Origin of the sequence: Cylindrospermum stagnale PCC 7417 (assembly GCF_000317535.1) — a bacterium.
GTDB classification, from domain to species: Bacteria; Cyanobacteriota; Cyanobacteriia; order Cyanobacteriales; family Nostocaceae; genus Cylindrospermum; species Cylindrospermum stagnale.
In genome coordinates, this window is record NC_019757.1 from 257,935 (window position 1) to 282,500 (window position 24,566).

The 24,566-nt window shown below is 44.9% G+C and carries 18 protein-coding genes, 2 tRNA genes, 2 rRNA genes and 3 pseudogenes (1 of these 25 running past the window's edge); 15 read left to right on the forward strand and 10 right to left on the reverse strand.

What is annotated here, in order from left to right; genetic code table 11:
• Positions 1-104 precede the first annotated feature (104 nt).
• Positions 105-1,376 (forward strand): anion transporter, encoded by a 1,272-nt coding sequence (locus CYLST_RS01180; RefSeq protein WP_015205881.1) that lies wholly within the window; start codon positions 105-107, stop codon positions 1,374-1,376.
• Positions 1,377-1,530: 154 nt separating this feature from the next.
• Here the strand turns inward: CYLST_RS01180 and CYLST_RS01185 are convergent, their stop codons facing one another.
• From CYLST_RS01185 to CYLST_RS01200, 4 genes are all read right to left on the reverse strand, one after another.
• Complete coding sequence (locus CYLST_RS01185; RefSeq protein ID WP_015205882.1) at positions 1,531-1,761, reverse strand: hypothetical protein; 231 nt, start codon at positions 1,759-1,761, stop codon at positions 1,531-1,533.
• 108 nt (positions 1,762-1,869) lie between these two features.
• Positions 1,870-3,639 carry a ribonuclease J gene (locus tag CYLST_RS01190; protein ID WP_015205883.1) on the reverse strand — a complete coding sequence of 590 codons (1,770 nt, stop codon included), beginning with the start codon at positions 3,637-3,639 and terminating at the stop codon, positions 1,870-1,872.
• A gap of 278 nt (positions 3,640-3,917) precedes the next feature.
• Positions 3,918-4,802 carry a 4-hydroxy-tetrahydrodipicolinate synthase gene (gene dapA, locus CYLST_RS01195; protein WP_015205884.1) on the reverse strand — a complete coding sequence of 295 codons (885 nt, stop codon included), beginning with the start codon at positions 4,800-4,802 and terminating at the stop codon, positions 3,918-3,920.
• 173 nt (positions 4,803-4,975) lie between these two features.
• The gene (locus tag CYLST_RS01200) at positions 4,976-6,022 is read right to left on the reverse strand and encodes an aspartate-semialdehyde dehydrogenase (RefSeq protein WP_015205885.1); all 1,047 of its coding nucleotides are present in this window, start codon (positions 6,020-6,022) and stop codon (positions 4,976-4,978) included.
• Between the two features lie 1,051 nt (positions 6,023-7,073).
• Between CYLST_RS01200 and tig the strand changes: the two genes are divergently transcribed.
• The 4 genes from tig (at position 7,074) to CYLST_RS01220 (ending at position 11,745) form a co-directional block, all read left to right on the forward strand.
• Positions 7,074-8,477, forward strand: coding sequence for a trigger factor (gene tig / locus CYLST_RS01205; protein WP_015205886.1), 1,404 nt, complete (start codon positions 7,074-7,076; stop codon positions 8,475-8,477).
• Between the two features lie 215 nt (positions 8,478-8,692).
• Positions 8,693-9,391 carry an ATP-dependent Clp endopeptidase proteolytic subunit ClpP gene (gene clpP, locus CYLST_RS01210; RefSeq protein WP_015205887.1) on the forward strand — a complete coding sequence of 233 codons (699 nt, stop codon included), beginning with the start codon at positions 8,693-8,695 and terminating at the stop codon, positions 9,389-9,391.
• Positions 9,392-9,400: 9 nt separating this feature from the next.
• Positions 9,401-10,741: an ATP-dependent protease ATP-binding subunit ClpX gene (clpX, locus tag CYLST_RS01215; RefSeq protein ID WP_015205888.1), complete on the forward strand. Its 1,341-nt coding sequence runs from the start codon at positions 9,401-9,403 to the stop codon at positions 10,739-10,741.
• A gap of 83 nt (positions 10,742-10,824) precedes the next feature.
• Positions 10,825-11,745, forward strand: coding sequence for an alpha/beta fold hydrolase (locus CYLST_RS01220; RefSeq protein ID WP_015205889.1), 921 nt, complete (start codon positions 10,825-10,827; stop codon positions 11,743-11,745).
• Here CYLST_RS01220 and CYLST_RS01225 read toward each other — a convergent pair.
• The 3 genes from CYLST_RS01225 to CYLST_RS32955 form a co-directional block, all read right to left on the reverse strand.
• Complete coding sequence (locus CYLST_RS01225; RefSeq protein ID WP_015205890.1) at positions 11,742-12,413, reverse strand: nitroreductase family protein; 672 nt, start codon at positions 12,411-12,413, stop codon at positions 11,742-11,744. The genes CYLST_RS01220 and CYLST_RS01225 overlap by 4 nt on opposite strands.
• 107 nt (positions 12,414-12,520) lie before the next feature.
• The gene (locus tag CYLST_RS01230; protein ID WP_015205891.1) at positions 12,521-13,507 is read right to left on the reverse strand and encodes a GntR family transcriptional regulator; all 987 of its coding nucleotides are present in this window, start codon (positions 13,505-13,507) and stop codon (positions 12,521-12,523) included.
• Positions 13,449-13,724 carry a zinc ribbon domain-containing protein gene (locus CYLST_RS32955; protein ID WP_085960563.1) on the reverse strand — a complete coding sequence of 92 codons (276 nt, stop codon included), beginning with the start codon at positions 13,722-13,724 and terminating at the stop codon, positions 13,449-13,451. Before CYLST_RS32955 ends, CYLST_RS01230 begins: the two co-directional genes overlap by 59 nt.
• Before the next feature lie 154 nt (positions 13,725-13,878).
• Between CYLST_RS32955 and CYLST_RS01235 the strand changes: the two genes are divergently transcribed.
• Both CYLST_RS01235 and CYLST_RS01240 read left to right on the forward strand, forming a co-directional pair.
• Complete coding sequence (locus CYLST_RS01235) at positions 13,879-14,646, forward strand: dienelactone hydrolase family protein (RefSeq protein ID WP_015205892.1); 768 nt, start codon at positions 13,879-13,881, stop codon at positions 14,644-14,646.
• A 134-nt stretch (positions 14,647-14,780) separates the two neighbouring features.
• Positions 14,781-15,683, forward strand: a complete 903-nt coding sequence (locus CYLST_RS01240) for a S1 RNA-binding domain-containing protein (RefSeq protein ID WP_015205893.1) — start codon at positions 14,781-14,783, stop codon at positions 15,681-15,683.
• Positions 15,684-15,686: 3 nt separating this feature from the next.
• On the opposite strand, the gene CYLST_RS01245 is transcribed toward CYLST_RS01240, so the two are convergent.
• Entirely contained in the window at positions 15,687-16,175 is a 489-nt protein-coding gene (locus CYLST_RS01245; RefSeq protein WP_015205894.1) for a hypothetical protein, read from the reverse strand.
• Positions 16,176-16,362: 187 nt separating this feature from the next.
• On the opposite strand from CYLST_RS01245, the gene CYLST_RS01250 reads away from it, so the two are divergent.
• Together CYLST_RS01250 and CYLST_RS36505 are read left to right on the forward strand one after the other, a co-directional pair.
• On the forward strand, positions 16,363-16,575 hold the full coding sequence (locus CYLST_RS01250; RefSeq protein WP_015205895.1) for a helix-turn-helix domain-containing protein: 213 nt from the start codon (positions 16,363-16,365) through the stop codon (positions 16,573-16,575).
• A gap of 287 nt (positions 16,576-16,862) precedes the next feature.
• Positions 16,863-17,076: pseudogene (locus CYLST_RS36505) on the forward strand (transposase family protein); the annotation flags it as partial.
• Here CYLST_RS36505 and CYLST_RS01255 read toward each other — a convergent pair.
• A pseudogene (locus tag CYLST_RS01255) lies at positions 17,062-17,483 on the reverse strand (transposase); the annotation flags it as partial. The pseudogenes CYLST_RS36505 and CYLST_RS01255 overlap by 15 nt on opposite strands.
• A 42-nt stretch (positions 17,484-17,525) precedes the next feature.
• On the opposite strand from CYLST_RS01255, the gene CYLST_RS01260 reads away from it, so the two are divergent.
• Both CYLST_RS01260 and CYLST_RS01265 read left to right on the forward strand, forming a co-directional pair.
• Positions 17,526-18,548, forward strand: a complete 1,023-nt coding sequence (locus tag CYLST_RS01260; protein WP_085960564.1) for an IS4 family transposase — start codon at positions 17,526-17,528, stop codon at positions 18,546-18,548.
• Positions 18,549-19,240: 692 nt separating this feature from the next.
• Positions 19,241-20,291 (forward strand): annotated as a pseudogene (locus tag CYLST_RS01265) (IS110 family transposase).
• A gap of 52 nt (positions 20,292-20,343) precedes the next feature.
• Here the strand turns inward: CYLST_RS01265 and nadC are convergent.
• Positions 20,344-21,207: a carboxylating nicotinate-nucleotide diphosphorylase gene (nadC, locus tag CYLST_RS01270; RefSeq protein WP_015205898.1), complete on the reverse strand. Its 864-nt coding sequence runs from the start codon at positions 21,205-21,207 to the stop codon at positions 20,344-20,346.
• A 303-nt stretch (positions 21,208-21,510) separates the two neighbouring features.
• Between nadC and CYLST_RS01275 the strand changes: the two genes are divergently transcribed.
• The 4 genes from CYLST_RS01275 to CYLST_RS01290 form a co-directional block, all read left to right on the forward strand.
• Positions 21,511-22,998, forward strand: a 16S ribosomal RNA gene (locus CYLST_RS01275).
• Between the two features lie 119 nt (positions 22,999-23,117).
• A tRNA-Ile gene (locus CYLST_RS01280) sits at positions 23,118-23,191 on the forward strand.
• Between the two features lie 84 nt (positions 23,192-23,275).
• A tRNA-Ala gene (locus CYLST_RS01285) sits at positions 23,276-23,348 on the forward strand.
• 262 nt (positions 23,349-23,610) lie between these two features.
• Positions 23,611-24,566 (forward strand): 23S ribosomal RNA (locus tag CYLST_RS01290) (it continues 1,873 nt past the right edge of the window).
• The 16S and 23S rRNA genes sit together here with 2 tRNA genes alongside, the layout of an rRNA operon.

Here is a 24,566-nt window from a genome sequence, read left to right on the forward strand (position 1 = left end):
ACATTCCGGTGAGTGTTTGCGATAAGTATAAATATCAGTGATATAAATAATTTTGCGCGGTCTATATCTCAAACACCGCTGCTGATAATAGTTCGATAAATAAAGTGATTTTTGGGCAATTTGCGATCTATGGCGTGTTAGGACTGACTTACCTAGGTTTAGCTGTAGGCTACATTCCGGGTTTACGGATGAACCGCGCTACTATTGCCTTGGTCGGCTCTGCCTTTCTCATTGCCCTGGGTGTTTTGAATTTGCAAGAGGCATGGCAAGTGATTGATGCTAATACCATCGTGTTTCTGTTGAGCATGATGGTCGTTAACGCTAACTTAGCCTACGCCGGGTTTTTTCGGCGATCTTTGTCAGTGCTATTGAGTTTTACTCGTAGTCCTCTAGGCTTATTGATTGCTTTTACTTTTGCCAGTGGCATCCTCTCTGCCTTTTTTCTCAATGACACCCTGGCGCTGATTTTTACACCCCTAACCTTGAGCTTAACAAGGTCTTTCAAATTAAATCCGATTCCCTATTTACTAGCGGTGGCTGGGGCAACTAATGTCGGTTCAGTAGCAACTTTGAGCGGTAATCCCCAAAATATTCTGATTGGTTCCTTCTCAGGCATTCCCTACCTAGATTTTTTGCGCGTCCTCGCACCAGTTGCCTTAACTGGCTTGGTGATTCAGGTGGGTTTACTGTGGCTACTTTATCCAGATGTGCGCTCAACTCAACCTTGCCAGCAGTTACCCACCGCTAGCGATGGGCTGCGCCCCGCCAAAGGCGATGGCGCGGAGCGCCCGCTCTCTAGCGATGGGCTACGCCCCGCCAAAGGCGATCGCATTTACAAACCCTTGTTTAATAAAAGCTTAGTGATCACTACGGGGTTGCTGATTGCCTTTGCCCTTGGTTTGCCCTTAGCAGAATCTGCCTTAGTTGCTGCTAGCTTGTTGCTAATTACAAGACGCATCAAACCCCAGCGCATCCTTAAAAAGGTAGATTGGAACCTGCTGGTGATGTTTTCTGGGCTGTTTATCCTGACGAGAGTCACACAAAAGTTAAATTTACTCCAGCCATTCACCCATGCAGTTAACTCACCTGTGAGCTTTTTGGGTGTGACAGTTATTTTATCTAATCTAATTTCTAATGTTCCCGCTGTACTCTTGCTGCAACCTTTAATACCTCGCGCTGATACCCATTTCTGGCTGTTGCTGGCAGCGGGTTCAACTCTAGCTGGTAATCTAACTTTATTTGGTTCAGTAGCTAACCTAATTGTTGTCGAAGCGGCGGCTGATTTAGGTTACAGGTTGACTTTTTGGGAGCATCTGCGCTTTGGTGTTCCCCTGACACTTTCTACTCTAATTTTGGTTTATCTGTGGGTTCATTGAGGATGTTCATCTTGCTCCTTTTTAGAAAGAAGCGATCGCGAATGATCACACTTAACTTTTTTCCCAGGTATCAAACAGCAGGTTTTTTGGCTTGATCTAACATAGTCGCTAGTAGCTTGTCACGCTCAAGAGATAAATCATTGAATCTTAATAATTACCGATCATTCAAAATTTCCAGGGCTTTTTCCAGAATTACCAAAGCTTGTTCTACATCTGAATAAAGTTCCTCTAACTTTTCTCTCCTTTCGCTTGCAGCACTAGAATAGCTATAATCTTCTTTTAATTCATTTGTTAATTCCTGAACTTCATTTAAAAGTTCTGAACTTCTTTCCAGGTTCTCTTGAATCGTTTCCCATTTTTCTTGACGAATTTGATGGCTACCCATAACTAGCTTCTAAAGTAGAGGCAAATGATTCTTCTTTAACAAAAACGCAAAGACGCTAAAAACAACTTTGTGTCTTTGCGCCTTTGCGTGAGGTTCATTCTAACTAAATTAAGATGCTACTTGAGCAGCAGTCCGAGTACGGCGCCTTCTACCGTCAGCAACTTTCACAGGTGGTTCCTCAGGAATTTGCATCAACAAAGTCACAGTTGGTTGACATTGCAACTCTCGACGCAGGGAACGTTGCAATTCTCGCTCTAAAGTTGCTTGCAATCCACCCCAATCTATATCTGCTGGCTCACCTTCTGCGGCAGAAAACTCTGACCAGCGGACGCTGAGGATTTCTTCAATTCGCTGTTGTACCCATTTTAGTAAAAGCGATCGCTCGAAACTTGTGACTACACCCCGCATATGAATTTCTGGTTTTGCCAGCAATTTGCCACTCCAATCAATCGCCGCGGCGATAGTCACAAGACCTTCTGAAGCCATGCGTTGCCTTTCTTGCAACACTTTGGCACTCACCATACCAGAACTGGTAGTATCCACCAATTCGATACCAGATGGCACTTTACCAACAACGCGGAGGGAATTTTCTGTTAGTTCTATCACATCCCCATTCTGGATAATTACCATATTTTCGGCGGGAATGCCCGTACTCTGAGCCGTTTCCGAGTGCTTCACCAGCATCCGATGTTCACCATGAACAGGCACAAAGAATTTAGGTCGAGTTAAGGAAATCATCAGTTTTTGGTCTTCTTGACAACCGTGACCAGAAACGTGAATCCCTTTATCCCTTCCATAAACTACTTTTGCCCCCTGAATCATCAATTTATCGATGGTGTTGACAACAGCGATCGTATTACCGGGAATCGGGTTGGCGGAGAATACTACCGTATCTCCTTGGCGGATTTTGATGTGGGGGTGTTCTTTATTGGCAATTCGGGTCATAGCTGCCATCGTTTCACCCTGAGAACCAGTCGTGAGAACCAATACCCTCTCATCTGGCATACTGCGGACAACATGCAACGGTTGCAGCAGATTATCTTCGCACTTGATGTAACCCAGATTGCGAGCATGGGCAATCAAGTTGAGCATGGAACGACCGACGACTGTCACTACCCGGTTGTGCTTCTGTGCCAGATCCAAAATCATATTGATCCGATGCACGCTGGAAGCAAAAGTGGTAACAAACAATCGCCCAGTGGCTTGAGAGAATACCCTGTCAAGATTGGGATAAACGGAACGTTCTGAAGGGGTGAATCCTGGTACTTCTGAGTTGGTGGAATCACTCAACAAGCAAAGCACACCTTTTTCACCGTGTTCCGCTAGGCGTTGGAGATCAAATTTCTCACCATCGACTGGGGTGTGGTCAATTTTAAAATCGCCAGTGTGGATAACTACGCCCAAGGGTGTATGGATGGCAAGAGTGAAGCTATCCGCGATGGAGTGGGTGTTGCGGATATATTCGACAAAGAAATGTTGACCAATCCGCACCACATCACGGGGGCGGACTGTTCTTAATTCTGTGCGATCGCGCACCCCTGCTTCTTCCAATTTACCCTCTAGCATTGCCATTGCTAGTCTCGGCCCATAAATTACAGGGATTTCTAACTGCTTGAGGTGAAAAGCAATCCCACCGATATGGTCTTCATGACCGTGGGTAACGACCATACCTTTAATTTTGTGGCGATTTTCCCGCAGATAAGTCATATCTGGCAGGACAATATTTACTCCATGCATCGCCTCTGTCGGAAAAGCCAATCCTGCATCTAACAGGATGATTTCGTCGTCGTACTCGAAAACACAGGTATTTTTACCGATTTCGTGTAAGCCGCCCAAAGGAATAATTTTTAGGGCGGAGTCAACTTCGTTTTTAGCCATTTGCTCCTGTGATTTTTGTGTGTAGTTAATCAGTTGATAGTTAGCGTTTTTGTATGAAATACAACACGAGCTGTCTATGACGGTAGTCCCAAAGCAGCTAAAGTTTTAATTCAGATGTTCAATTGTTTGTTGAATAAAATGGACTTTACACTGAAGAATTCATCAGTTTATCTATTCAGTCGCAGCATAGATGTTTAATTAGCTACTTAGTAACAAGTATTGCCCATATTTATATGTATTTTTGGCAACTATAAAATTGCTGCCGCTCAAATTTGCGCTTACACTAAACTAAGTTCTTGAAGCACCGCCTCTAACTTTTGACAGATATCTGAGTCAGTTTCACAAAGCGGCAGACGAGTGGAACCAACCTCCCAACCTTGAAGTTTTAGTGCTTTCTTAACTGGAATGGGATTTGTAGTTAGAAATAAAGCTTTAAACAAGGGGAAGAGTTGGAGATGAATCTCAGTGGCAATTTGGATTTTCCCCGCACTAAAGGCTTGGATCATCTGCTGTAGTTGGTTTCCTACCAGATGCGAAGCCACACTTACCACACCCTTTGCCCCGATAGCTAACAGGGGCAAGGTTAAAGAATCATCTCCAGCGTAGATCTGAAATTCTTTTGGTGTCAAGCGGCGAATTTCACTGCCCTGGTCTAAACTCCCACTGGCTTCCTTAATCCCAACAATGTTATTGACCTCAGCTAATCGGGCAACTGTTTCTGAACTAAGATTTTGACCGGTACGACCAGGAACGTTATACAACAACATCGGTAGGTCGGGACAGGCTTGTGCTATTGCCTGAAAGTGCTGATATAGTCCCGCTTGTGGCGGTTTGTTGTAATAAGGAACAACTTGTAAAGAACCATGCACTCCTATTTTAGCTGCCTTTTGGGTTGCTGAGATCGCTTCTTTGGTGGAATTAGAACCACATCCGGCAATCACCTTGGCTTTACCCGCCACGGCCTGCAAAACCTCGACAAACAACTGGTACTCCTCATCCCAACTCAGGGTTGGGGATTCCCCCGTTGTACCACACACCACCAATGTATCTGTGCCATTACTAGCTAGATGTGCTGCTAGTTCTGCCGCTACATCATAGTCGACGCTACCGTCGACTTTAAACGGCGTAATCATAGCGGTTAAAACTCTGCCAAAATCTCCCACCCTGTTTTCACTCCTGATAACCCTGTTTGTTGTTTGTGCCTTGGTGGATTTTTATTGTCATAACCTAGCTACTAAATTGCTTGCAAGCCTGATTTACACATTTGCGTGAATTTTTTTCTCCTCTTTGAAAAGCTTTCATTCCCGCAACCCAACCTCATAGTTTTCTATTATTCCTAACTGGAAGCGTAAATTGTTGCCGACAATTTGAGTAGGTTTTTTTCTACCAATAACTCAGCTATTTGTACTGCATTCAACGCTGCACCCTTACGAATTTGGTCGCCACATAGCCAAAGTTCCAAGCCGCACGGATGAGAGATGTCTTGACGAATTCTTCCCACTAAAACTTCATCCCGACCGCTGGCTTCAATTGGCATGGGAAAATGATTAGTCCCCCAATCTTCCACCAATTTGACTCCAGGGGAGTGACTTAATATCTCTCTAGCTTCATCTGGACTAAAAGGCGTTTCAAATTCTAGATTAATTGCTTCTGAATGGGCGCGGAGTACGGGAACCCGTACACAAGTTGCCGTGATTCTGATCTGTTGGCTGCCAAATATTTTCCGAGTTTCGTTGACCATTTTCATCTCTTCCTCACAATATCCCAAATCGTTTAATGGGGAGTTATGGGGAAATAAATTAAACGCCAACGGGTAAGGCAGTACCTCAGCAACAGGCTGCTGTCCTTGTAGAATAGCACTAGCTTGGGTTTTCACTTCTGCCATTGCTTTGGCGCCAGCACCACTAGCTGATTGGTAGGTTGCGACCACCAGGCGTTTTACTGGTTTGACTTGATGCAAAGGCCATACTGCCATCGCCATTAAAATTGTTGTGCAGTTGGGATTAGCAATAATCCCTTTGTGGCTAGCTGCGGCTAGTGGATTCACCTCTGGCACTACCAGTGGAACTTCCGGGTGCATCCGAAAGGCACTAGAATTATCAATTACTACTGAGCCTTTTTCTACAGCCACTCTTGCCCAGGTTTTGGATGCGCTACCACCGGCACTAGCTAACACCAGATCCACATGATCAAAAGCGCGATCGCTCACAGGCTCGACTGCTAGATTTTCCCCCCGAAACCGCAGTGTCCGCCCCACACTTCGCTCTGATGCCAACAACCTTAAGTCAGAAACCGGAAAATTACGGTGTTCCAGTAATTCCAGCAACTCTGTGCCTACAGCACCAGTTGCTCCCAAAATAGCTACACGATAGGATTTAGACAAACTGACTTCCTCCTTTAAGAGGTTATTGACAATTTTTGGGAACAATTCAACAAAATATATGCATGTTTTTTAAATGGCAATAGCAGATATTAAATAAATTTGAATATTTCTTTAAGATGTTTCTCTAATTTAATAGATATTTATAAATTTGAAACATTTATTTTCTTTGTTATGTAAGTTAACTGATTTTAGCCCTTGACAAACAATTACTACTGCTGAAATTTTTCACCGATTTAAGCCATAAACATAATAATATATTATTATACAACAAACCGCCATCCGGGGAAATCTGGAGATATTTACACTCAGGTATTTTCCAGACGCCCTAGCTGTAAAGTAAACAAACATCACGCAATAAAAGTTTGTTACCAGGACGATGAATGTACTATGATCCAAATGGATTAGCATCATCACAGCAATAAACTGAGCTATGTGGCCAGGCAATAGCTGCGCTTGAACCAAGGCTGCCAGAGCAAACGGTACAAGTTTGGCATCCGATCTGCTGGTTGAAAACCAGGATATCACGGTGTTAGCCCTCTGATCACAAGTCCGCTTCTAGTAAACAGTTCTGAATAAAAAACCTGAGAAAACAATTGAGCAGGTTTTTATGACTCAGCCACGCCAGTCACTGCAACTCTCTCGACCAGAGTAACGTACTGGCTCCTTAGAAATCAGAACTCATGACTAATGTGGAGGTGGGGTAAAGTTATTGCGGTAAAGTGTTAAGTCCTTTGCCATTGGCAGTAAACTAGATCTCTGCTGAAGGGCAACCATCCAATCCTTGAATTCTGACGCAGCCTTGTGGGCATATCCCCCTGCCGCAAGACATCAAGTTAGCAACGCGAGCCTAGGCTCCGCCAAAGCCTTATTTTTCCCTGCGGGATGCGGCGTCAAGGTCGGCGCTATACCAAACAGTGATCGCGCAAAGCGGACGCTCTCCGGCGATGGGAAAAAAGGCCCGCTCTCCAGCGACGGGCTTCGCCCCGCCAAAGGCGAACGCGTCTTGTGCGTAGATTTCGGAGTTTAAAATACCAGAAAACAGAGACAAAGCATGAAAGTTACCCAGGAGAAACTTCCCGCCAGCCAAATTGGCCTGGAAATAGAGATCACACCGGAAATTACCAAACAAAAATACGAACAGGTTATTAAAAACTTAGCCAGTACTGCAAATATTCCTGGGTTTCGCAAAGGTAAGGTGCCGCGGCAGATATTGCTACAGCGCCTAGGCGTCAGTCGCATCAAGGCAACAGCCCTAGAAGAGCTAATTCCAGATGGCATTGAGCAAGCAGTTAAACAAGAAGACATCGCCGCAATTGGTCAACCGCGGTTGCTCTCCTCCTTTGACGATTTGATTAATAATTATGAACCGGGGAAACCCCTGATTATCTCCGCTGCCGTCGACGTAGAACCAGCAATCAACCTGGCGCAGTATACCGACTTGCAAGCCAAAGCCGAGGAAGTAAAGTACGATCCAACGCAAGTGGAAAGCGTCCTGGACAAGGAACGAGAAGAATTAGCGACCTTGATTCCGGTAGAAGGACGCGCAGCCCAAATCGGCGATATTGCCGTAGTTGATTTTAAAGGTGTGTTGGTAAAAGCCGAGGGTGAAGACGAAACAGTCGAGCCAAAACCAATACCCGGAGGAGAAGCGGCTGATTTTCAAGTAGAGTTGCAGGAAGATAAGTTTATTCCCGGTTTTGTCACTGGCATGGTGGGGATGAATCCTGGAGAAACTAAAGAAATTTCGGCTCAGTTTCCAGATCCCTATGCCAACGATGAGTTAGCTGGAAAACCAGCAAGTTTCACAGTGACACTCAAAGAAATCAAGGAAAAAGAACTACCGGAATTGAATGACGATTTTGCCCAAGAAGTCAGCGAATTCGAGACTTTAGCAGAATTGCGGGCCTCTTTAGAAGAGCGATATCAAAAAGAAGCTGAAGATAAAACCAAAGCGAATCAGCAGGAAGCACTGGTAGCAGAACTGCTTAAGCACGTGGAAGTTGACTTGCCAGCAACATTGATTGAACAAGAAGCTGATGCCATGCTGACACAAACAGCAATCCGGCTGTCACAGCAGGGGCTGGATGTCAAAAAGTTGTTCACCCAAGATATTATTGCCCAATTGCGGGAGAGATCCCGGCCTGAAGCAATTGAGCGCCTGAAACGTTCCCTAGCTTTGCAGGAAATTGGTAAACGCGAGTCTATCGCAGTGGCACCAGAAGAAATCGAAGCTAGAGCCACAGAACTGTTGCAGCAGTATGAAGATCAAGACGTTGATGAAGATAGACTGCGCTCAGTGGTGGAAAATGAACTGTTAACCGAAAAAATCCTCAATTGGCTTCTAGAACACTCATCTGTTGAACTTGTACCAGAAGGTTCTTTGAGTGCTACAGAGGAAACAGAACCACCAACCACTGAATTGGACAAGGACAATGAGTCCACTATTCCTGAGTAAAGGTAATGGGGTGATGGGGTGAATAACCCTTAACCCTTAATCCTTGACTCTTGACTGCTCAATACTCAGGACTCAGGACTCAGCACTAAGTTTAGACGAGACGAATTTAGATGAGGCATAATGGTTAAAACATAGCTCAAATAAAAATTCCATCCGTGGAAAAAGCAGTCATTGCTGCTTCAATCTCTGTCCTACTTATTGTTAAATGTTCTTGTATGCTTGTATCGCAGTCGGGAAATTACCCAATTAGCAGCTTGAGTCGAATAGATATTAACTCCCACTTGAGCAGCCCTAGCAACATCGTGCCGATGGTGGTAGAACAATCTGGTATGGGAGAAAGGGCTTTCGACATCTACTCCCGCTTACTGCGAGAGCGGATTATCTTTTTGGGAACACCAATAGATGATGCTGTCGCCAATTCAATTGTTGCCCAGTTGTTGTTCTTGGACGCCGAAGACTCAGAAAAAGATATTCAACTGTACATTAATTCTCCCGGCGGCTCCGTCTACGCAGGGATGGCAATCTATGATACAATGCAACAGATCCGTCCCAATGTTGTTACCATCTGCTTTGGACTAGCTGCAAGCATGGGGGCATTCCTGTTAACAGCCGGAGCTGCGGGGAAACGTATGTCTCTACCAGACTCACGAATTATGATTCACCAACCCCTTGGTGGCGCTCAAGGGCAAGCCATCGACATCGAAATTCAAGCGCGAGAAATTCTTTACATTAAGGCTAAGTTGAATCAGTTATTGGCCCAGCATACTGGTCAAGCTTTAGAAAAGATCGAAGCAGATACGGAACGCGACTTTTTCATGTCGGCAGAAGAGGCGAAGAACTACGGTTTGATCGATCAGGTCATCTCCAGACAAAATATTCCCACAGTAGGGGAAAACGTCACCATTCTGAAATAAGAGGCTGGTATGTCTAAGTACGACTCCCATTTAAAATGTTCGTTTTGTGGCAAGTCTCAGGAGCAGGTGCGAAAATTGATCGCGGGTCCGGGAGTCTACATCTGCGATGAATGCGTGGACTTGTGTAATGAAATACTAGATGAGGAGTTACTGGACACGAATGGTGCGGCGTCGCCACCAGCGCCAAAGTCAGAACCGCCTCAAAAACGCCGTACACGTACTTCTAGTCTCTCGTTTAATCAAATACCCAAACCTAGAGAGATTAAAAAGTATCTAGACGAACACGTGATTGGTCAAGACGAAGCCAAGAAAGTGCTGTCAGTTGCGGTTTACAATCACTACAAGCGGCTGGCAAGCGTGCAGGCTAAAAGCAGTGGTAAAGGTGGGGCAGAGGATGCGGTAGAACTGCAAAAGTCCAATATTCTGTTAATTGGCCCCACTGGTTGCGGCAAAACTCTCTTAGCACAAACCCTAGCGAAAATCCTGGATGTACCCTTTGCCGTCGCTGATGCCACGACACTGACGGAAGCCGGGTATGTGGGAGAAGATGTGGAAAATATCTTGCTGCGACTGTTGCAGGTGGCAGATTTGGACGTAGAGGAGGCACAGCGGGGAATTATCTACATTGACGAAATTGACAAAATCGCCCGCAAGAGTGAGAACCCGTCGATTACACGTGATGTTTCAGGTGAAGGCGTACAGCAAGCTTTGCTGAAAATGTTAGAGGGGACGATCGCTAATGTTCCACCCCAAGGAGGACGCAAGCATCCCTATCAAGACTGCATCCAGATTGATACCAGCAATATCCTGTTCGTTTGTGGCGGCGCCTTCGTCGGTTTAGATAAAGTTGTAGATCAGCGAGTTGGCAAAAAGTCCATCGGCTTTGTGCAACCAGGAGAAGGTCAGACGAAGGAGAAACGGGCAGCAGATACATTGCGCCACCTCGAACCGGACGACTTGGTGAAGTTTGGCATGATTCCCGAATTTATTGGGCGGGTGCCAATGGTAGCGGTGGTAGATCCTCTAGATGAAGAAGCACTGATGGCGATTCTCACCCAACCACGCAGCGCCTTGGTGAAGCAATACCAGAAGCTGCTGAAGATGGATAATGTTCAGTTAGACTTTAAACCAGAAGCCTTGCGGGCGATCGCTCAAGAAGCCTACCGCCGCAAAACTGGTGCGAGGGCGCTACGGGGCATTGTGGAAGAATTGATGCTAGAGGTGATGTATGAGTTGCCATCCCGGAAGGATGTTACTCGCTGCACAGTGACGCGGGAAATGGTCGAGAAGCGATCAACTGCCGAACTACTGGTGCATCCATCTTCGCTACCGAAACCAGAATCAGCATAATAGTCGTTAGTCATTAGTTATTAGTCATTAGTAAAGGCACAATGACTAATGACGAAGGACTAATGACAAAGGACTAATGACTAATGCCTTATATTAATGTTCGTGGTGTTGAGCACTACTACGAGTGGATCAAAAAACCATCTGGTTCTTTGGTAAAACCAGTGATGATTTTTATGCACGGTTGGGCTGGTTCGTCTAGATACTGGCGAGGTACTGCTGAAGCTTTATTAGACCATTTTGATTGTTTACTCTACGATATGCGGGGTTTTGGGCGTTCCCGTGGGAAACCAACTATCGTCCAAGCCAGTGAATCTGTTGTCGAGTCCCAGTCGCCCCAGGAAGAAGCTGAAGCAATTAAAGAGTTAACCTATGAGTTAGAGGACTACGCTGAGGACTTGGCAGCTTTGTTAGATGGCTTGCACCTCCAGCGCGTCTATGTTAATGCTCATTCAATGGGTGCTTCAATTGCCACTTTATTTTTTAACCGCTACTCCCAACGAGTGGAAAAAGGAATTTTGACCTGTAGCGGTATTTTTGAGTATGACGAAAAAGCCTTTGCTGCCTTTCATAAATTCGGTGGCTACGTAGTTAAATTCCGTCCCAAGTGGTTAGGGAAAATACCACTTGCTGACAGGATATTTATGGCCAGATTTTTGCATCTCCCCATACCAAAATCTGAGCGTCAGGCTTTTTTACAGGATTTTCTTGAAGCTGATTATGATGCGGCGTTAGGCACAATTTTTACTTCCGTGAGCAAGGCACAAGCAGAATTTATGCCTGGGGAATTTGCCAAGCTGACAGTACCGACTTTGCTGGTGTCGGGGGAGTATGACATCATTATTCCCGCCGACATGGGGCGTCAAGCAGCCGCATTGAACGAAAAAGTTGAGTATGCTCTGATTCCCCAGACAGCGCATTTCCCAATGTTAGAAGATCCAAAAACTTACCTGGCGCGGGTGCGAGAATTTTTGCAAATTCCCACACCAGAACTATCAAAAAGTTAACTTGACGGCAAAGGTTCGCCATAGTTTTCGCTAAAGCAAACTTGGTTGAGTGGGAAGCGTCCGCCATAAGGCTTAAATGGTTCTGAGGCATATCCAAGTGCTAGTAAACAACAAATATCTACTTCCTCAGGAATCTGGAAGGCATCTTTAACTTGGGCGCTGATAAATCCTTCCATTGGGCAGCTATCAACGCCGAAGCTTTTCGCCACAATCATCAGGTAAGCTACTGCTAACATAGTGTGACGGTTCGTCCAAGCTTCCATGTCCCCAAAGCTGGGATGATTGGCGAAGAATTCGGGAATGCTAGAATGCAGATAATTTGCATAGCTATCAGTCATAGTCCCGTGCTCTTCCCCCAAATGGATGACAGAGGCGATATATTCTTTTGTGCCTACAAGGCTTGTACTACAACAAATTAAAACAACAGGCGCTTGACCGACTTGGCGCTGGTTGAAGGCGCAAGCTTGGAGTTTTTCCTTGTTTTTTTGTTCCTTGACGATAATAAATCGCCAAGGTTGGAGGTTAAAGCCTGATGGTGCTTGTACTGCTAAATTGAGTATTTGTTGCAAAATAGCTTCTGGAATATCTTCGCGCTTGAAAGCTCTAGCAGCACGCCGTTGCTTGATTGCTTCCCCCAGACTAAGAGAGGCTTGTATTTCCACAATCATAGTTATTTAGTCATTTAGTGAAGAGCCAAGAGTGAGTTTCCACAAAAATGTGTCTCCCCATCTCTCATTCTCGCCCTTGACCTATCTTTAGCTCCTCTATCTGGGGTTTAACCTAAACCCAGTTCTCGTTTTAGCAAATTGATAGACTTGGCGCCGATGTAATTTTCACAGCGTACTAGCTTGGGTGGACGAATTAAATCTTCCGAAGCTGTTTGTGCGGCTGCTTGCACTGCTGAAAAACTGGCTTGATCAGTGCAAAAGATCATTTCTGCCCGCTTGACGAGGGCCTGAAGTTTATAAGCATCTTTGGGTTGCGAGGTCATGACAAGTAGTTCATCCCCGCGTAGACCGTGAAGGATGACTTCTGTGGCTCTGAGAATCCCAGGACTGAGGCTAGCTATGCCAATACAACTAGCTTTGGGTAGGTTTTTCACCAAGTTGAGTTCTTTGCCATAGTCGTGGATATCTAGGGGGATCACGCGCACAGCTTTTGGCGCGGCGATCGCTTCCGCATCCCCAATAAAATAACGACTGGTGACCAATGTCGCAGAGGTTGTTTGATCTAGCACAGCAGCTAATTCTTCCATCGCTACCAACTGCACTGGTATTTTTAGCGATTCTTCCAATTCAAAGACCATTAATTCGCCAGCACCAATGTCTTGAGATGGCGCTGCTACTAGCACTCGCGCACTACAACGCAAGCGCCAGTCAATTTCAGCCAGAAATATTTCCCGTGCTTGATTTAGGGTGCAGCCTTGGCTGAGTAATTCGTCAAGTGCTTCTTGAACAACTTTGTATGCTTCGGGATGTTGCTTGAGAATGGGCGATTGTAGCCTACTACCGCCCTCATGACCTTGGGCGCGGACATAAATTCCCGAACCAGCTAGACTTTCAACAAATCCGTCTTCCTCCAACTGGCGGTAAACTTTACTAATGGTATTGCGGTGCAACCCAGTTTGCATTGCTAGCGCCCTTGTGCTTGGCAATTTATACGCGGGTGGATATTGCCGGGATGCGATCGCAAACCTGATTTGATTAAACAGCTGGGTGGATGCGGGAATTTCGCTGTCTGGCTGAATACGGAATTGAATCATCACCAAACCTGCTCCATAAAACTAATACAACGCCGGACTTGTCTGGACATTGAGGTTTACGTCCTGCTTCCTCCGCGACTGTCGGTATTTCCCCCTGTCCACAGGACGAGCAAATTTGGGAACTAGGGTAAAACTGATCAACTAACACCAGTTGGGAACTAGATCGCTGACGTTGGTACTCGAGTTGGCGGCGAAATTTGTAGAAAACCAACTGCATATTCTACCTGTTAAATATTTTATTGTGACGTTGAGTTTTTCTGGTGGAAATTTCTAATGCGCTCACTTTTGCTAATTGATAATTTGATTGGAGATAGCCTGAAGATACTGGCATAGTTATATCAAACAATCACAGTACATTAGTAAAAATTATTATGACAGACCATGCAATCACTACTACAAAAGTTAAACTTTCTCTACCAGACGCTACGGTAAGCCAAAATAATTTCCTCTCTACCGCTTACTTGGCACAGCCCAAAGATCCTGGTTCTTACCCAGGAGTTGTAGTCCTACAGGAAATTTTTGGTGTTAACGTTCATATTCGGGAAGTGACAGAACGGATTGCCAAGCTGGGGTATGTAGCGATCGCCCCCGCACTCTTTCAACGACAAGTAAAAGACTTTGAAACAGGCTATACCCCCCAAGACATTGAAACTGGCAGAAGCTACGCCATGCAAACTCAAGCATCAGAGTTATTGAGGGATATTCAGGCAGCCATAGATTACCTCAAAAGCCTCCCCCAAGTCAAAAAAGATGGCTTTGGCTGTATAGGCTTCTGTTTTGGCGGACACGTAGCATATCTTGCCGCCACCCTACCAGATATTAAAGCCACGGCTTCCTTCTACGGTGCTGGTATCACCACCCGCACCCCTGGAGGTGGAAATCCCACCATCACCCGTACAAGCGAAATTCAAGGCACTCTCTACGCCTTTTTTGGTACTCAAGATGCCAGCATTCCTTTAGAACAGATAGACGAGATTTCGGCAGCGTTAGAAAAATACAACATTCCCCATCGTGTGTTTCGCTACGATGGAGCTGATCACGGTTTTTTCTGTGACCTTCGTGCCAGCTATAATCCTAAAGCTGCAACCGATGCTTGGGAGCAGGTGAAACAACTGTTTGGTAGCGTGTTGGCGGGGTAAAATTGCTCAGTGCTAAAGCAAGCGTACAACATTTACAAATGGCTGCCATCACCCTCTCACCAAGTCCGATGTTGTTGGGCGTTGAGTAAAACTCCAGTGGCATCAGATCAAATAACAATTTATCTTCAAAAGTCATGAATTCCGAATCGAAAAGTTCTCAAACAGCCAATTCGCCCTTTACAATGGACGATTTCGCCAAAGCACTGGAAAAACACGACTACCAGTTTCAAAAGGGACAGGTTGTACATGGCAAAGTGTTCCAACTTGACCATGATGGAGCGTATGTTGATATTGGTGGCAAGTCGTCAGCTTTTCTCCCCCGCGATGAGGCTTCTTTGAGAGCAGTAACCGATTTATCGGAGGTGCTGCCGATGCAAGAGGAACTGGAGTTCTTGATTATCCGAGATCAGGATGCTGAGGGTCAAGTAACTCTTTCTCGCAAGCAGTTGGAAATTCAGCACATCTGGGATCGACTGCTAGAGATGCAGGAAAATTCCCAGACAGTGCAAGTGCGGGTTATGGGTGTGAATAAAGGTGGTGTCACCGTTGATCTTCTGTCTTTGCGGGGATTTATTCCGCGATCGCACTTGCAAGAGCGTGATAACTTAGAAGCACTTAAAGGTCAAACTCTGAATGTTGGCTTTTTAGAAATCAATCGCAACACCAACAAACTGATACTTTCCCAGCGCTTGGCAACTCGTTCTAGCAACTTCAGCTTACTAGAATTAGGTCAGCTGGTAGAAGGTAAAATTACTGGCATCAAACCTTTTGGCGTATTTGTAGATTTAGATGGTATGAGCGCTTTGCTGCACATCAAGCAGGTGAGCCAAAAATTCATTGAATCGCTGGAAAAAGTCTTTCAAAACGGTCAGAAGATTAAAGCTGTAATTATTGACTTGGATGAAGGCAAAGGTCGGGTAGCTCTTTCCACCAGGATTTTGGAAAACTTCCCCGGCGAAATCCTAGAGAATTTTGAAGAGGTGATGGCTTCCGCTGAAGCGCGTGCCAATCGAGCTAGCAACAAACCTGCTGAATAGCAATTAAACAGCTATCAGCGATTTTTCCTGGTGATAGCTTCTTCGGAGTTCCGGCAAAGTGTCTTCGGCAAAGGCAAATTTGATCAACTCGACCAATTGTCCCCAACTAGACAACACAGACTCTGAGGAAGCTTGGCGAAACTCATTAGTAAAAAATTCCGCCCACCAATAGGGAGCTTGCTTTTTGTGGGCATAATCATGTGTTTTACGCCAACACTTGCGCCACTTAATACAGTCTAGGGCTGTGGGTGGCGTTACTCCCACAATCGGCGGAAAATCGGCATAGCTGGCAAATTTACTCACACCCTTTGCGTGGATGTAAACGATGTGCCGCCAGCATTCAACTGTATATATATCTTCAAAGCCAATTCTGAACATCAGGCAAACTGCCTCTTCGCTGACAAATCGTGCTAATTGGTGGGGAGTTGCCGATTTGTAAACGATTTTTGATGTGCGAATAACGAGCATTTTTGTTAAAAGTGATGATACCATAAAGCAAACCTGATTTTTCAAGTGATTGCTCACCTTATTTTTAGAGTGATTGGTCTCTTTTGAAAGTGAATGGTTTTTGTGAAATATGCGATCGCCTTTCAGTTTTGCAGGACGGAGGGCGATTGCTTTATATGATACTATATATTTAAGATATTTAAGATAAAATTCAATCGTTTGTCAAGATAGAATGGGGCTGATTAGGCTACGAATTCGGGAATTTGCTGATGATAAGGGTTGGACACTGAAAGATGTCGCCGACCGTTCTGGAGTTGCCTATAGTTCTGTTAGAGCCTATGCAAGAGCGCCAGGGCTAGCAATGGTAGATTATACCTCAATTTTGAAGATGGCCCGCGCCTTAGATGTGATGATTGAAGACTTGGTGGAAGTGGTAGAAGAATAAATACCCTTGATGAACACACTCCTTGTCAAGCAAAGGGACTTCTAAGGGACTTCCAGAGAATAAAATATACGGCTCTTCAGTACCTAGTATGCCAGACTATTAGTTAAATAGGAGAATAAAGATAATTTATTTGATAAAAATATTCATCAAATACTTGAAGGGATTGACAAGTAGGAATCATCTATTGTTCACTGTAATGTTAGCCAAAACGATTTTTGAGTGCATTTACAGTCATGAAGGCAAAAAGGGGAATAAAAATACTGACAGAGCTTCTGAATCTATAAGGGATAAAGGTATGCTCACAGCGCCAGCATGAAGGAATCGGAATAATTCTACAGATTGAATCAATCAATTCGGAAAGTGTTTGTCCTCGCTACGGGACAAAAAGTCAAAGATTACATACAAAATCATAGATATATAATTAAAGATTTACCCTGGGCAGAGAAACCAGTATTATTAGAAATAAATAGAAGACAATTTAAATGTGATAATGTCCTCAAATACACCATAGGCATTTACTGACACAATTAAGTGCTCTATTTTCCCCAAATTACCAATATATTGACGGGCTACATAGTCAGTTCTTTTCCCTTTCTTTTTATCTCCTGTCTCATCAATTATCAAAATGAATGACCGAGAATTTAATCCTTTTGATAATAATTCTAATCTTTGGTCTCTTAATTTATTTACTGCCCATGGTGAATTAGCTAAAAAATGATGTAGCGATTGTGCATTTTCTAATCTAACTACTTTAGCAATCTCCGGCAGTGTCTTTTTATATCCGAAATTATCCCCAAAAGTAAGCATTTAAAACATTCAAAGCTTCTGACTTCTGGAAATATATCCTTGTATGATTCACAGCAGAAGTGTTGAATGTTAAGAAAATTCCGATAAGAATAGCCCAAAATATGTTAGATTTTGGGCAAAGGATTAAAATATTTCGATTAACGATGATTATAAATTCATTTCCCAAGATTGTCAAAAATATCCTGGGAGGGCTACCAAAAAATGATTATCCTGTTTTGAACAGCCGTCTTTTTGTCGAGTGTTGGTTAGCTTATGCCCTGGATAATAGCTTAACGAGTATGAGGGATTTATTTAAACGATTAAACAATACAGGATTTGATGTAGATATTTCCACGTTTTCCAAAGCTAACACTCATCGAAGTCAAGAAGTATTCCAGAAGATTTATCATCAATTAAATCAATTAGTCCAGAATAAAGTCCAGAAGAAGTTACACAATAAATATGCAATATGTCCAATTGATTCAACAATTATTACATTGACAAGTAAGCTGTTATGGATTCTGGATTATCATCAAGTTAAACTGTTTAGTTCCCTAAATCTTGCTACAGGAAGTCCAGAAGATAATTTCATCAACTTTGGTCATAATCATGATTATAAATTTGGCTCAAAGATGATGTCTAATTTGCCAGCAGATGCTGTTGGAGTAATGGATAGGGGCTTTGCAGGTTTAAATTTTATTCAAGAACTAGTTCAAGAAAATAAATACTTTGTGTTACGGATTAAAAATAATTGGAAGTTAGAATTTGAATCAGAAAATGGACTGGTAAAAATTGGCTCATCAACAGATGCACAAGCTTATAGAGTGATTAATTTTTGTGATTTAGAAACGAGAACTGAATTTCGCTTAGTCACTAATTTACCAACTAATGGAGATGCAGCAGTTAGAGATGATGATATTAGAGATATTTATCGCTTAAGGTGGGGAGTTGAATTGTTATGGAAATTTTTAAAGATGCACCTAAAACTTGATAAATTAATTACCAAAAATGTTAATGGTATTACCATACAAATCTATGCAAGTCTCATTGCTTATCTGATTTTACAACTTGTATCTGTTCCTAAACAATGGGGTGAAAAAATATTAGATAAATTCCGCTATTTACAAGCCTGTATGTGTCAACAAATTAGTTATGTACATTGGATGGAAGATATTATGAAATGTTGACAATTAACCCTTGATAGGACAATTACATCTTAGTATGTAAAGTTTTATTGCTGCATTCAACGTTTCTGGATTCACAGTATTCGTCGATTACAGAAACTGTTTTGAATGCAATTCTTGGTAAAGTCATGGCAAACCTCCTGTGGATATAGGTTTTAGCCTTTTATTTCTATTTTATCACCCCACTCTGACAGAAGAGGGATATTCCTGTTCTGTCACTCTCCGAAAACATTCGCCATTTCTGAATTCTAGAGCTTTTATCTACCAAGCGATTGCACAATTTCTTTCTAATAACAAATACAACACCCATTTTTTTCTAATAGGATAGGTTGGATTGATTGGTTGATAAGGCTTTCAGAGATTGTCCTCCCGGAAAGTGACAAAAGCGGTTGATGGACGATATGTCCGCGATGGATGAAAGAAACGAAATAAAAAGTACGGAAAAAGCTTATACTTGCATTGTTTCTTGACAGTTAAGACCGTTCCCTCAATGGTGCAACTTTGCCCGTACAAAAGCGTGGTTCTGGGTTGTGACGGCGATGGCATTGGTGAAGCGTTTAGACGTTATCCCGTTTAGAAGACTGTAATAATTCCGTCAACCTGGGTCAAGGCACACCTCAACTTTGATACTGCTTGAGACTAGGGGAACTAAAATGAAGAAGAAGCAGAAGTCTTCAGTTCCGAATTGCCAATCTATAGGCAAGGCATCTAAACTTAATCCGATTCATCCTAATGCGGCTGGGATTGATATTGGTTCTCAACATCATTGGGTGTGCGTACCCTCAGGACACGCTAACGAGTGCGTCCGGCGTTTTGGTTGTTATACAGCTGAATTATACGCCATTGCTGATTGGTTGAGTGAATGTGGAGTTGAGACAGTGGCAATGGAATCAACAGGTGTTTATTGGATTCCGTTGTTTCAAATTCTGGAGATTCGTGGCTTTGAAGTTAAACTTGTAAATGCTCACCATGTAAAGACTTTACCAGGACGTAAAACAGATGTTCTGGATTGTCAATGGCTGCAACAGTTGCACAGCTATGGATTGTTGTCAGGTTCTTTTCGCCGCGCCACTTGCTTCAAGTCGGCAAAGCCGCCCAACGCAGTGGCTCCAGAAGACGAAATTTGTGTTTTACGTAGCTATATCCGTCAACGTGATAGCCTCATCAGAAGTGCCAGTGTTCGTATACAACGGATGCAGAAAGCTTTAACTCAAATGAACATACAACTGCATCAAGCAGTCAGCGATATTAATGAGTGGGGTAGATTTTACCCGTGTTGACGGTCTTGGTATCCTGACAGTGCAAATAATCCTGTCTGAGGTGGGTTTAGATCCTAGCCGATTCCCTACAATTAAACACTTTACCTCTTGGCTTGGCCTTTGTCCTGGTAGCCGCATTACTGATGGCAAAATTAAAAGTTCTCAGACTCGTCCTGTAGTCAACCGCGCTGCCAATGCTTTCCGCATGGCAGCACAAACCGCCGGAAAAAGTAATTCTGCTTTGGGTGCATTTTATCGTCGCTTACGTTCTCGACTTGGCTCTCCTAAAGCTATTACTGCTACCGCTCATAAAATTGCCCGGATTTTTTACAAACTTTGGACAACCGGAGGAGATTATACCGATCCTGGCATGGATTATTATGAGCAGCACTACCGAGAGCGAATGGTCAACAACCTCCACAAAAAAGCTCAGGCTCTTGGTTTGGAACTTATTCCTATTTCTCTCCCCACCGAATGTGTTTCTTGAAAGAGGGATATATAGCCACCAACTTCAGTCTGTCGGAATAAAATTCCACTCCTCACCCCATTCTCATACTCAAATCCAACCACTTCGACTGAGTAATCGGCGCACTACTGGAAATATAGTCCACACCAGTTTCCGCCACAGCCCGAATAGTCTCCAAAGTCACATTCCCCGAAGCTTCAATTTTAACCCCACTATCCTGCTGGCGAATCAACTGCACCGCCTCGCGCATCATCTCCAAAGGCATATTATCCAACATAATAATATCAGCTTTGTGCTGTAAAGCCTCCCACACCTGTTCCAAACTTTCCGTCTCCACCTCAATAGTTAGAGGATAAGGAATCTGAGAACGAACGCGAGTAACAGCTTCTCCAATTCCCCCAGCCGCCGCAATGTGATTGTCCTTAATCATCACCGCATCATCCAACCCCATCCGGTGATTAATCGCCCCACCCACAGCAGTCGCGTACTTTTCCAAAAGTCTCAGCCCTGGTGTAGTTTTGCGCGTATCCACCAACCGAGGAGGTAAATCAGCAATTTTCTCTATATATATATTAGTGAGCGTCGCAATCCCACTCAACCGCATAGCTAAGTTGAGAGCAACCCGTTCCCCCATCAGCAGCGCATCCAGCGAACCATGGATTTCTGCCACTACCTGTCCAGGCTCACACCTAGCGCCTTCATCTGCGATCGCCACAAAGCGCACCTTCTCATTCAAAAGCTGAAATACCCTACCAGCAACTGGTAAGCCAGCAATTATTCCCCCAGCTTTAGCTATCCATTTAGCGCTTCCTGGAGTCACATCTTCCACTAATAGGCTACCCGTCGTGCGATCGCCCCGACCAACATCCTCCAACAACCACCCACGCAACAGCGGATCTAACACCAACCTTGGCGGCAAAACACCAAACTTACTCACAACTTAATTAGTCTCTACTTGCCGAACATGAACAGTATAGCCTACAACCCTTACTCTATAAGGATTTTAGTCAGTGCAGAAATGGTTCCAAAATTATTTTGGAAAAAGAGTTGACAAAAGATTGTGTGCTCGCTATATTAGATGAGTGCCTGAAAAGCGAGCGCGACAGAGCGGCGCCGGAGGGAACCGAACCTTGAAAATATTATAGTTTGAAAGCCAGTATAAAACAACTAGCCTGCGTCAGTAAAAAATAACCTGACCGAGGTTGTAAAAATCGGTTGAAAGAGCTAAAACAAACAAACCAAAACGGAGAGTTTGATCCTGGCTCAGGATGAACGCTGGCGGTATGCTTAACACATGCAAGTCGAACGGTCTCTTCGGAGATAGTGGCGGACGGGTGAGTAACGCGTGAGAATCTGCCTTCAGGTCTGGGACAACCACTGGAAACGGTGGCTAATACCGGATGTGCCGAGAGGTGAAAGGTTAACTGCCTGAAGAGGAGCTCGCGTCTGATTAGCTAGTTGGTGGGGTAAAAGCCTACCAAGGCGACGATCAGTAGCTGGTCTGAGAGGATGATCAGCCACACTGGGACTGAGACACGGCCCAGACTCCTACGGGAGGCAGCAGTGGGGAATTTTCCGCAATGGGCGAAAGCCTGACGGAGCAATACCGCGTGAGGGAGGAAGGCTCTTGGGTTGTAAACCTCTTTTCTCAGGGAATAAAAAATGAAGGTACCTGAGGAATAAGCATCGGCTAACTCCGTGCCAGCAGCCGCGGTAATACGGAGGATGCAAGCGTTATCCGGAATGATTGGGCGTAAAGCGTCCGCAGGTGGCTATGTAAGTCTGCTGTTAAAGAGCAAGGCTCAACCTTGTAAAGGCAGTGGAAACTACATAGCTAGAGTGCGTTCGGGGCAGAGGGAATTCCTGGTGTAGCGGTGAAATGCGTAGATATCAGGAAGAACACCGGTGGCGAAAGCGCTCTGCTAGGCCGCAACTGACACTGAGGGACGAAAGCTAGGGGAGCGAATGGGATTAGATACCCCAGTAGTCCTAGCCGTAAACGATGGATACTAGGCGTTGCTTGTATCGACCCGAGCAGTGCCGTAGCTAACGCGTTAAGTATCCCGCCTGGGGAGTACGCACGCAAGTGTGAAACTCAAAGGAATTGACGGGGGCCCGCACAAGCGGTGGAGTATGTGGTTTAATTCGATGCAACGCGAAGAACCTTACCAAGGCTTGACATGTCGCGAATCTCCTTGAAAGGGGAGAGTGCCTTCGGGAGCGCGAACACAGGTGGTGCATGGCTGTCGTCAGCTCGTGTCGTGAGATGTTGGGTTAAGTCCCGCAACGAGCGCAACCCTCGTTTTTAGTTGCCAGCACTTCGGGTGGGCACTCTAGAGAGACTGCCGGTGACAAACCGGAGGAAGGTGGGGATGACGTCAAGTCAGCATGCCCCTTACGCCTTGGGCTACACACGTACTACAATGCTACGGACAGAGGGCAGCAAGCTAGCGATAGCAAGCTAATCCCGGAAACCGTAGCTCAGTTCAGATCGCAGGCTGCAACTCGCCTGCGTGAAGGAGGAATCGCTAGTAATTGCAGGTCAGCATACTGCAGTGAATTCGTTCCCGGGCCTTGTACACACCGCCCGTCACACCATGGAAGCTGGTCACGCCCGAAGTCGTTACCCCAACCCTTGTGGAGGGGGATGCCTAAGGCAGGACTGGTGACTGGGGTGAAGTCGTAACAAGGTAGCCGTACCGGAAGGTGTGGCTGGATCACCTCCTTTTAGGGAGACCTACCCACTCAGATATCGAAAACAATCAGTGATTAGATATTGAGTTGGTCATCCTAAGGTCGGTCGCAGATGGTTATTGATGGCTTTCAAACTATGATTGGTTCGTTTAGGGGCTATTAGCTCAGGTGGTTAGAGCGCACCCCTGATAAGGGTGAGGTCCCTGGTTCGAGTCCAGGATGGCCCACCTGAATCAATTAAAAGTCTAAAATCTAAGCATTAAAAAGGCGGAAAGTCTTTATTTGCTAATTTTTAATTTTTAATTGTTGATGGGGGTTTAGCTCAGTTGGTAGAGCGCCTGCTTTGCAAGCAGGATGTCAGCGGTTCGAGTCCGCTAACCTCCACCTAGTGTGACGGTTACCAAGCTCAATAAACACAGCTATAAATAGTAAAAAAGTGTTAAAATAGTCTTTGTGGTATCTTAGACTGTATGGTAGGATGGTAGACCGGGGAAAATTCAGCAACTAGGCTTATATGCCAGACTGCTGGGAATGAAACCAGCCAGAACCTTGAAAACTGCATAGTGACGCGAAAAAAATTGCAGGCAGACACAGACATAAGTCATGTTCGTGGATGCTTTAAAGTGAAACACCAAAATGTTTGAGTGGTCAAGCTAATAAGGGCTAACGGTGGATACCTAGGCACACAGAGGCGATGAAGGACGTGGTTACCGACGATATGCTCCGGGGAGTTGGAAGCAAACAAAGATCCGGAGATTTCCGAATGGGGCAACCCTAAATACTACCTGCTGAATATATAGGCAGGAGAGAGCCAACCCAGCGAACTGAAACATCTTAGTAGCTGGAGGAAGAGAAATCAAATAGAGATTCCCTAAGTAGTGGTGAGCGAAAGGGGAAGAGCCTAAACCAATTGGTTTACCGATTGGGGTTGTGGGACAGCGAGATCGAATCTAGAGACTAGACGAAGCAGCTAAATACTGCACCAGAGGAGGTGAAAGTCCTGTAGTCGAAAGTCAAAGGATAGTAGCTGAATCCCGAGTAGCATGGGGCACGAGGAATCCCATGTGAATCCGCGAGGACCACCTCGTAAGGCTAAATACTACTGTGTGACCGATAGTGAACCAGTACCGCGAGGGAAAGGTGAAAAGAACCCCGGAAGGGGAGTGAAATAGAACATGAAACCGTTAGCTTACAAGCAGTGGGAGGACGATTTAACGTCTGACCGCGTGCCTGTTGAAGAATGAGCCGGCGACTTATAGGCACTGGTAGGTTAAAGCGAGAATGCTGGAGCCAAAGCGAAAGCGAGTCTGAAGAGGGCGATAATCAGTGTTTATAGACCCGAACCCTGGTGATCTAACCATGTCCAGGATGAAGCTTGGGTAACACCAAGTGGAGGTCCGAACCGACCGATGTTGAAAAATCGGCGGATGAGGTGTGGTTAGGGGTGAAATGCCAATCGAACCAGGAGCTAGCTGGTTCTCCCCGAAATGTGTTTAGGCGCAGCGGTAACGATTACATCTGGGGGGTAAAGCACTGTTTCGGTGCGGGCTGGGAGACCGGTACCAAATCGAGACAAACTCTGAATACCCAGAGCACACGTTG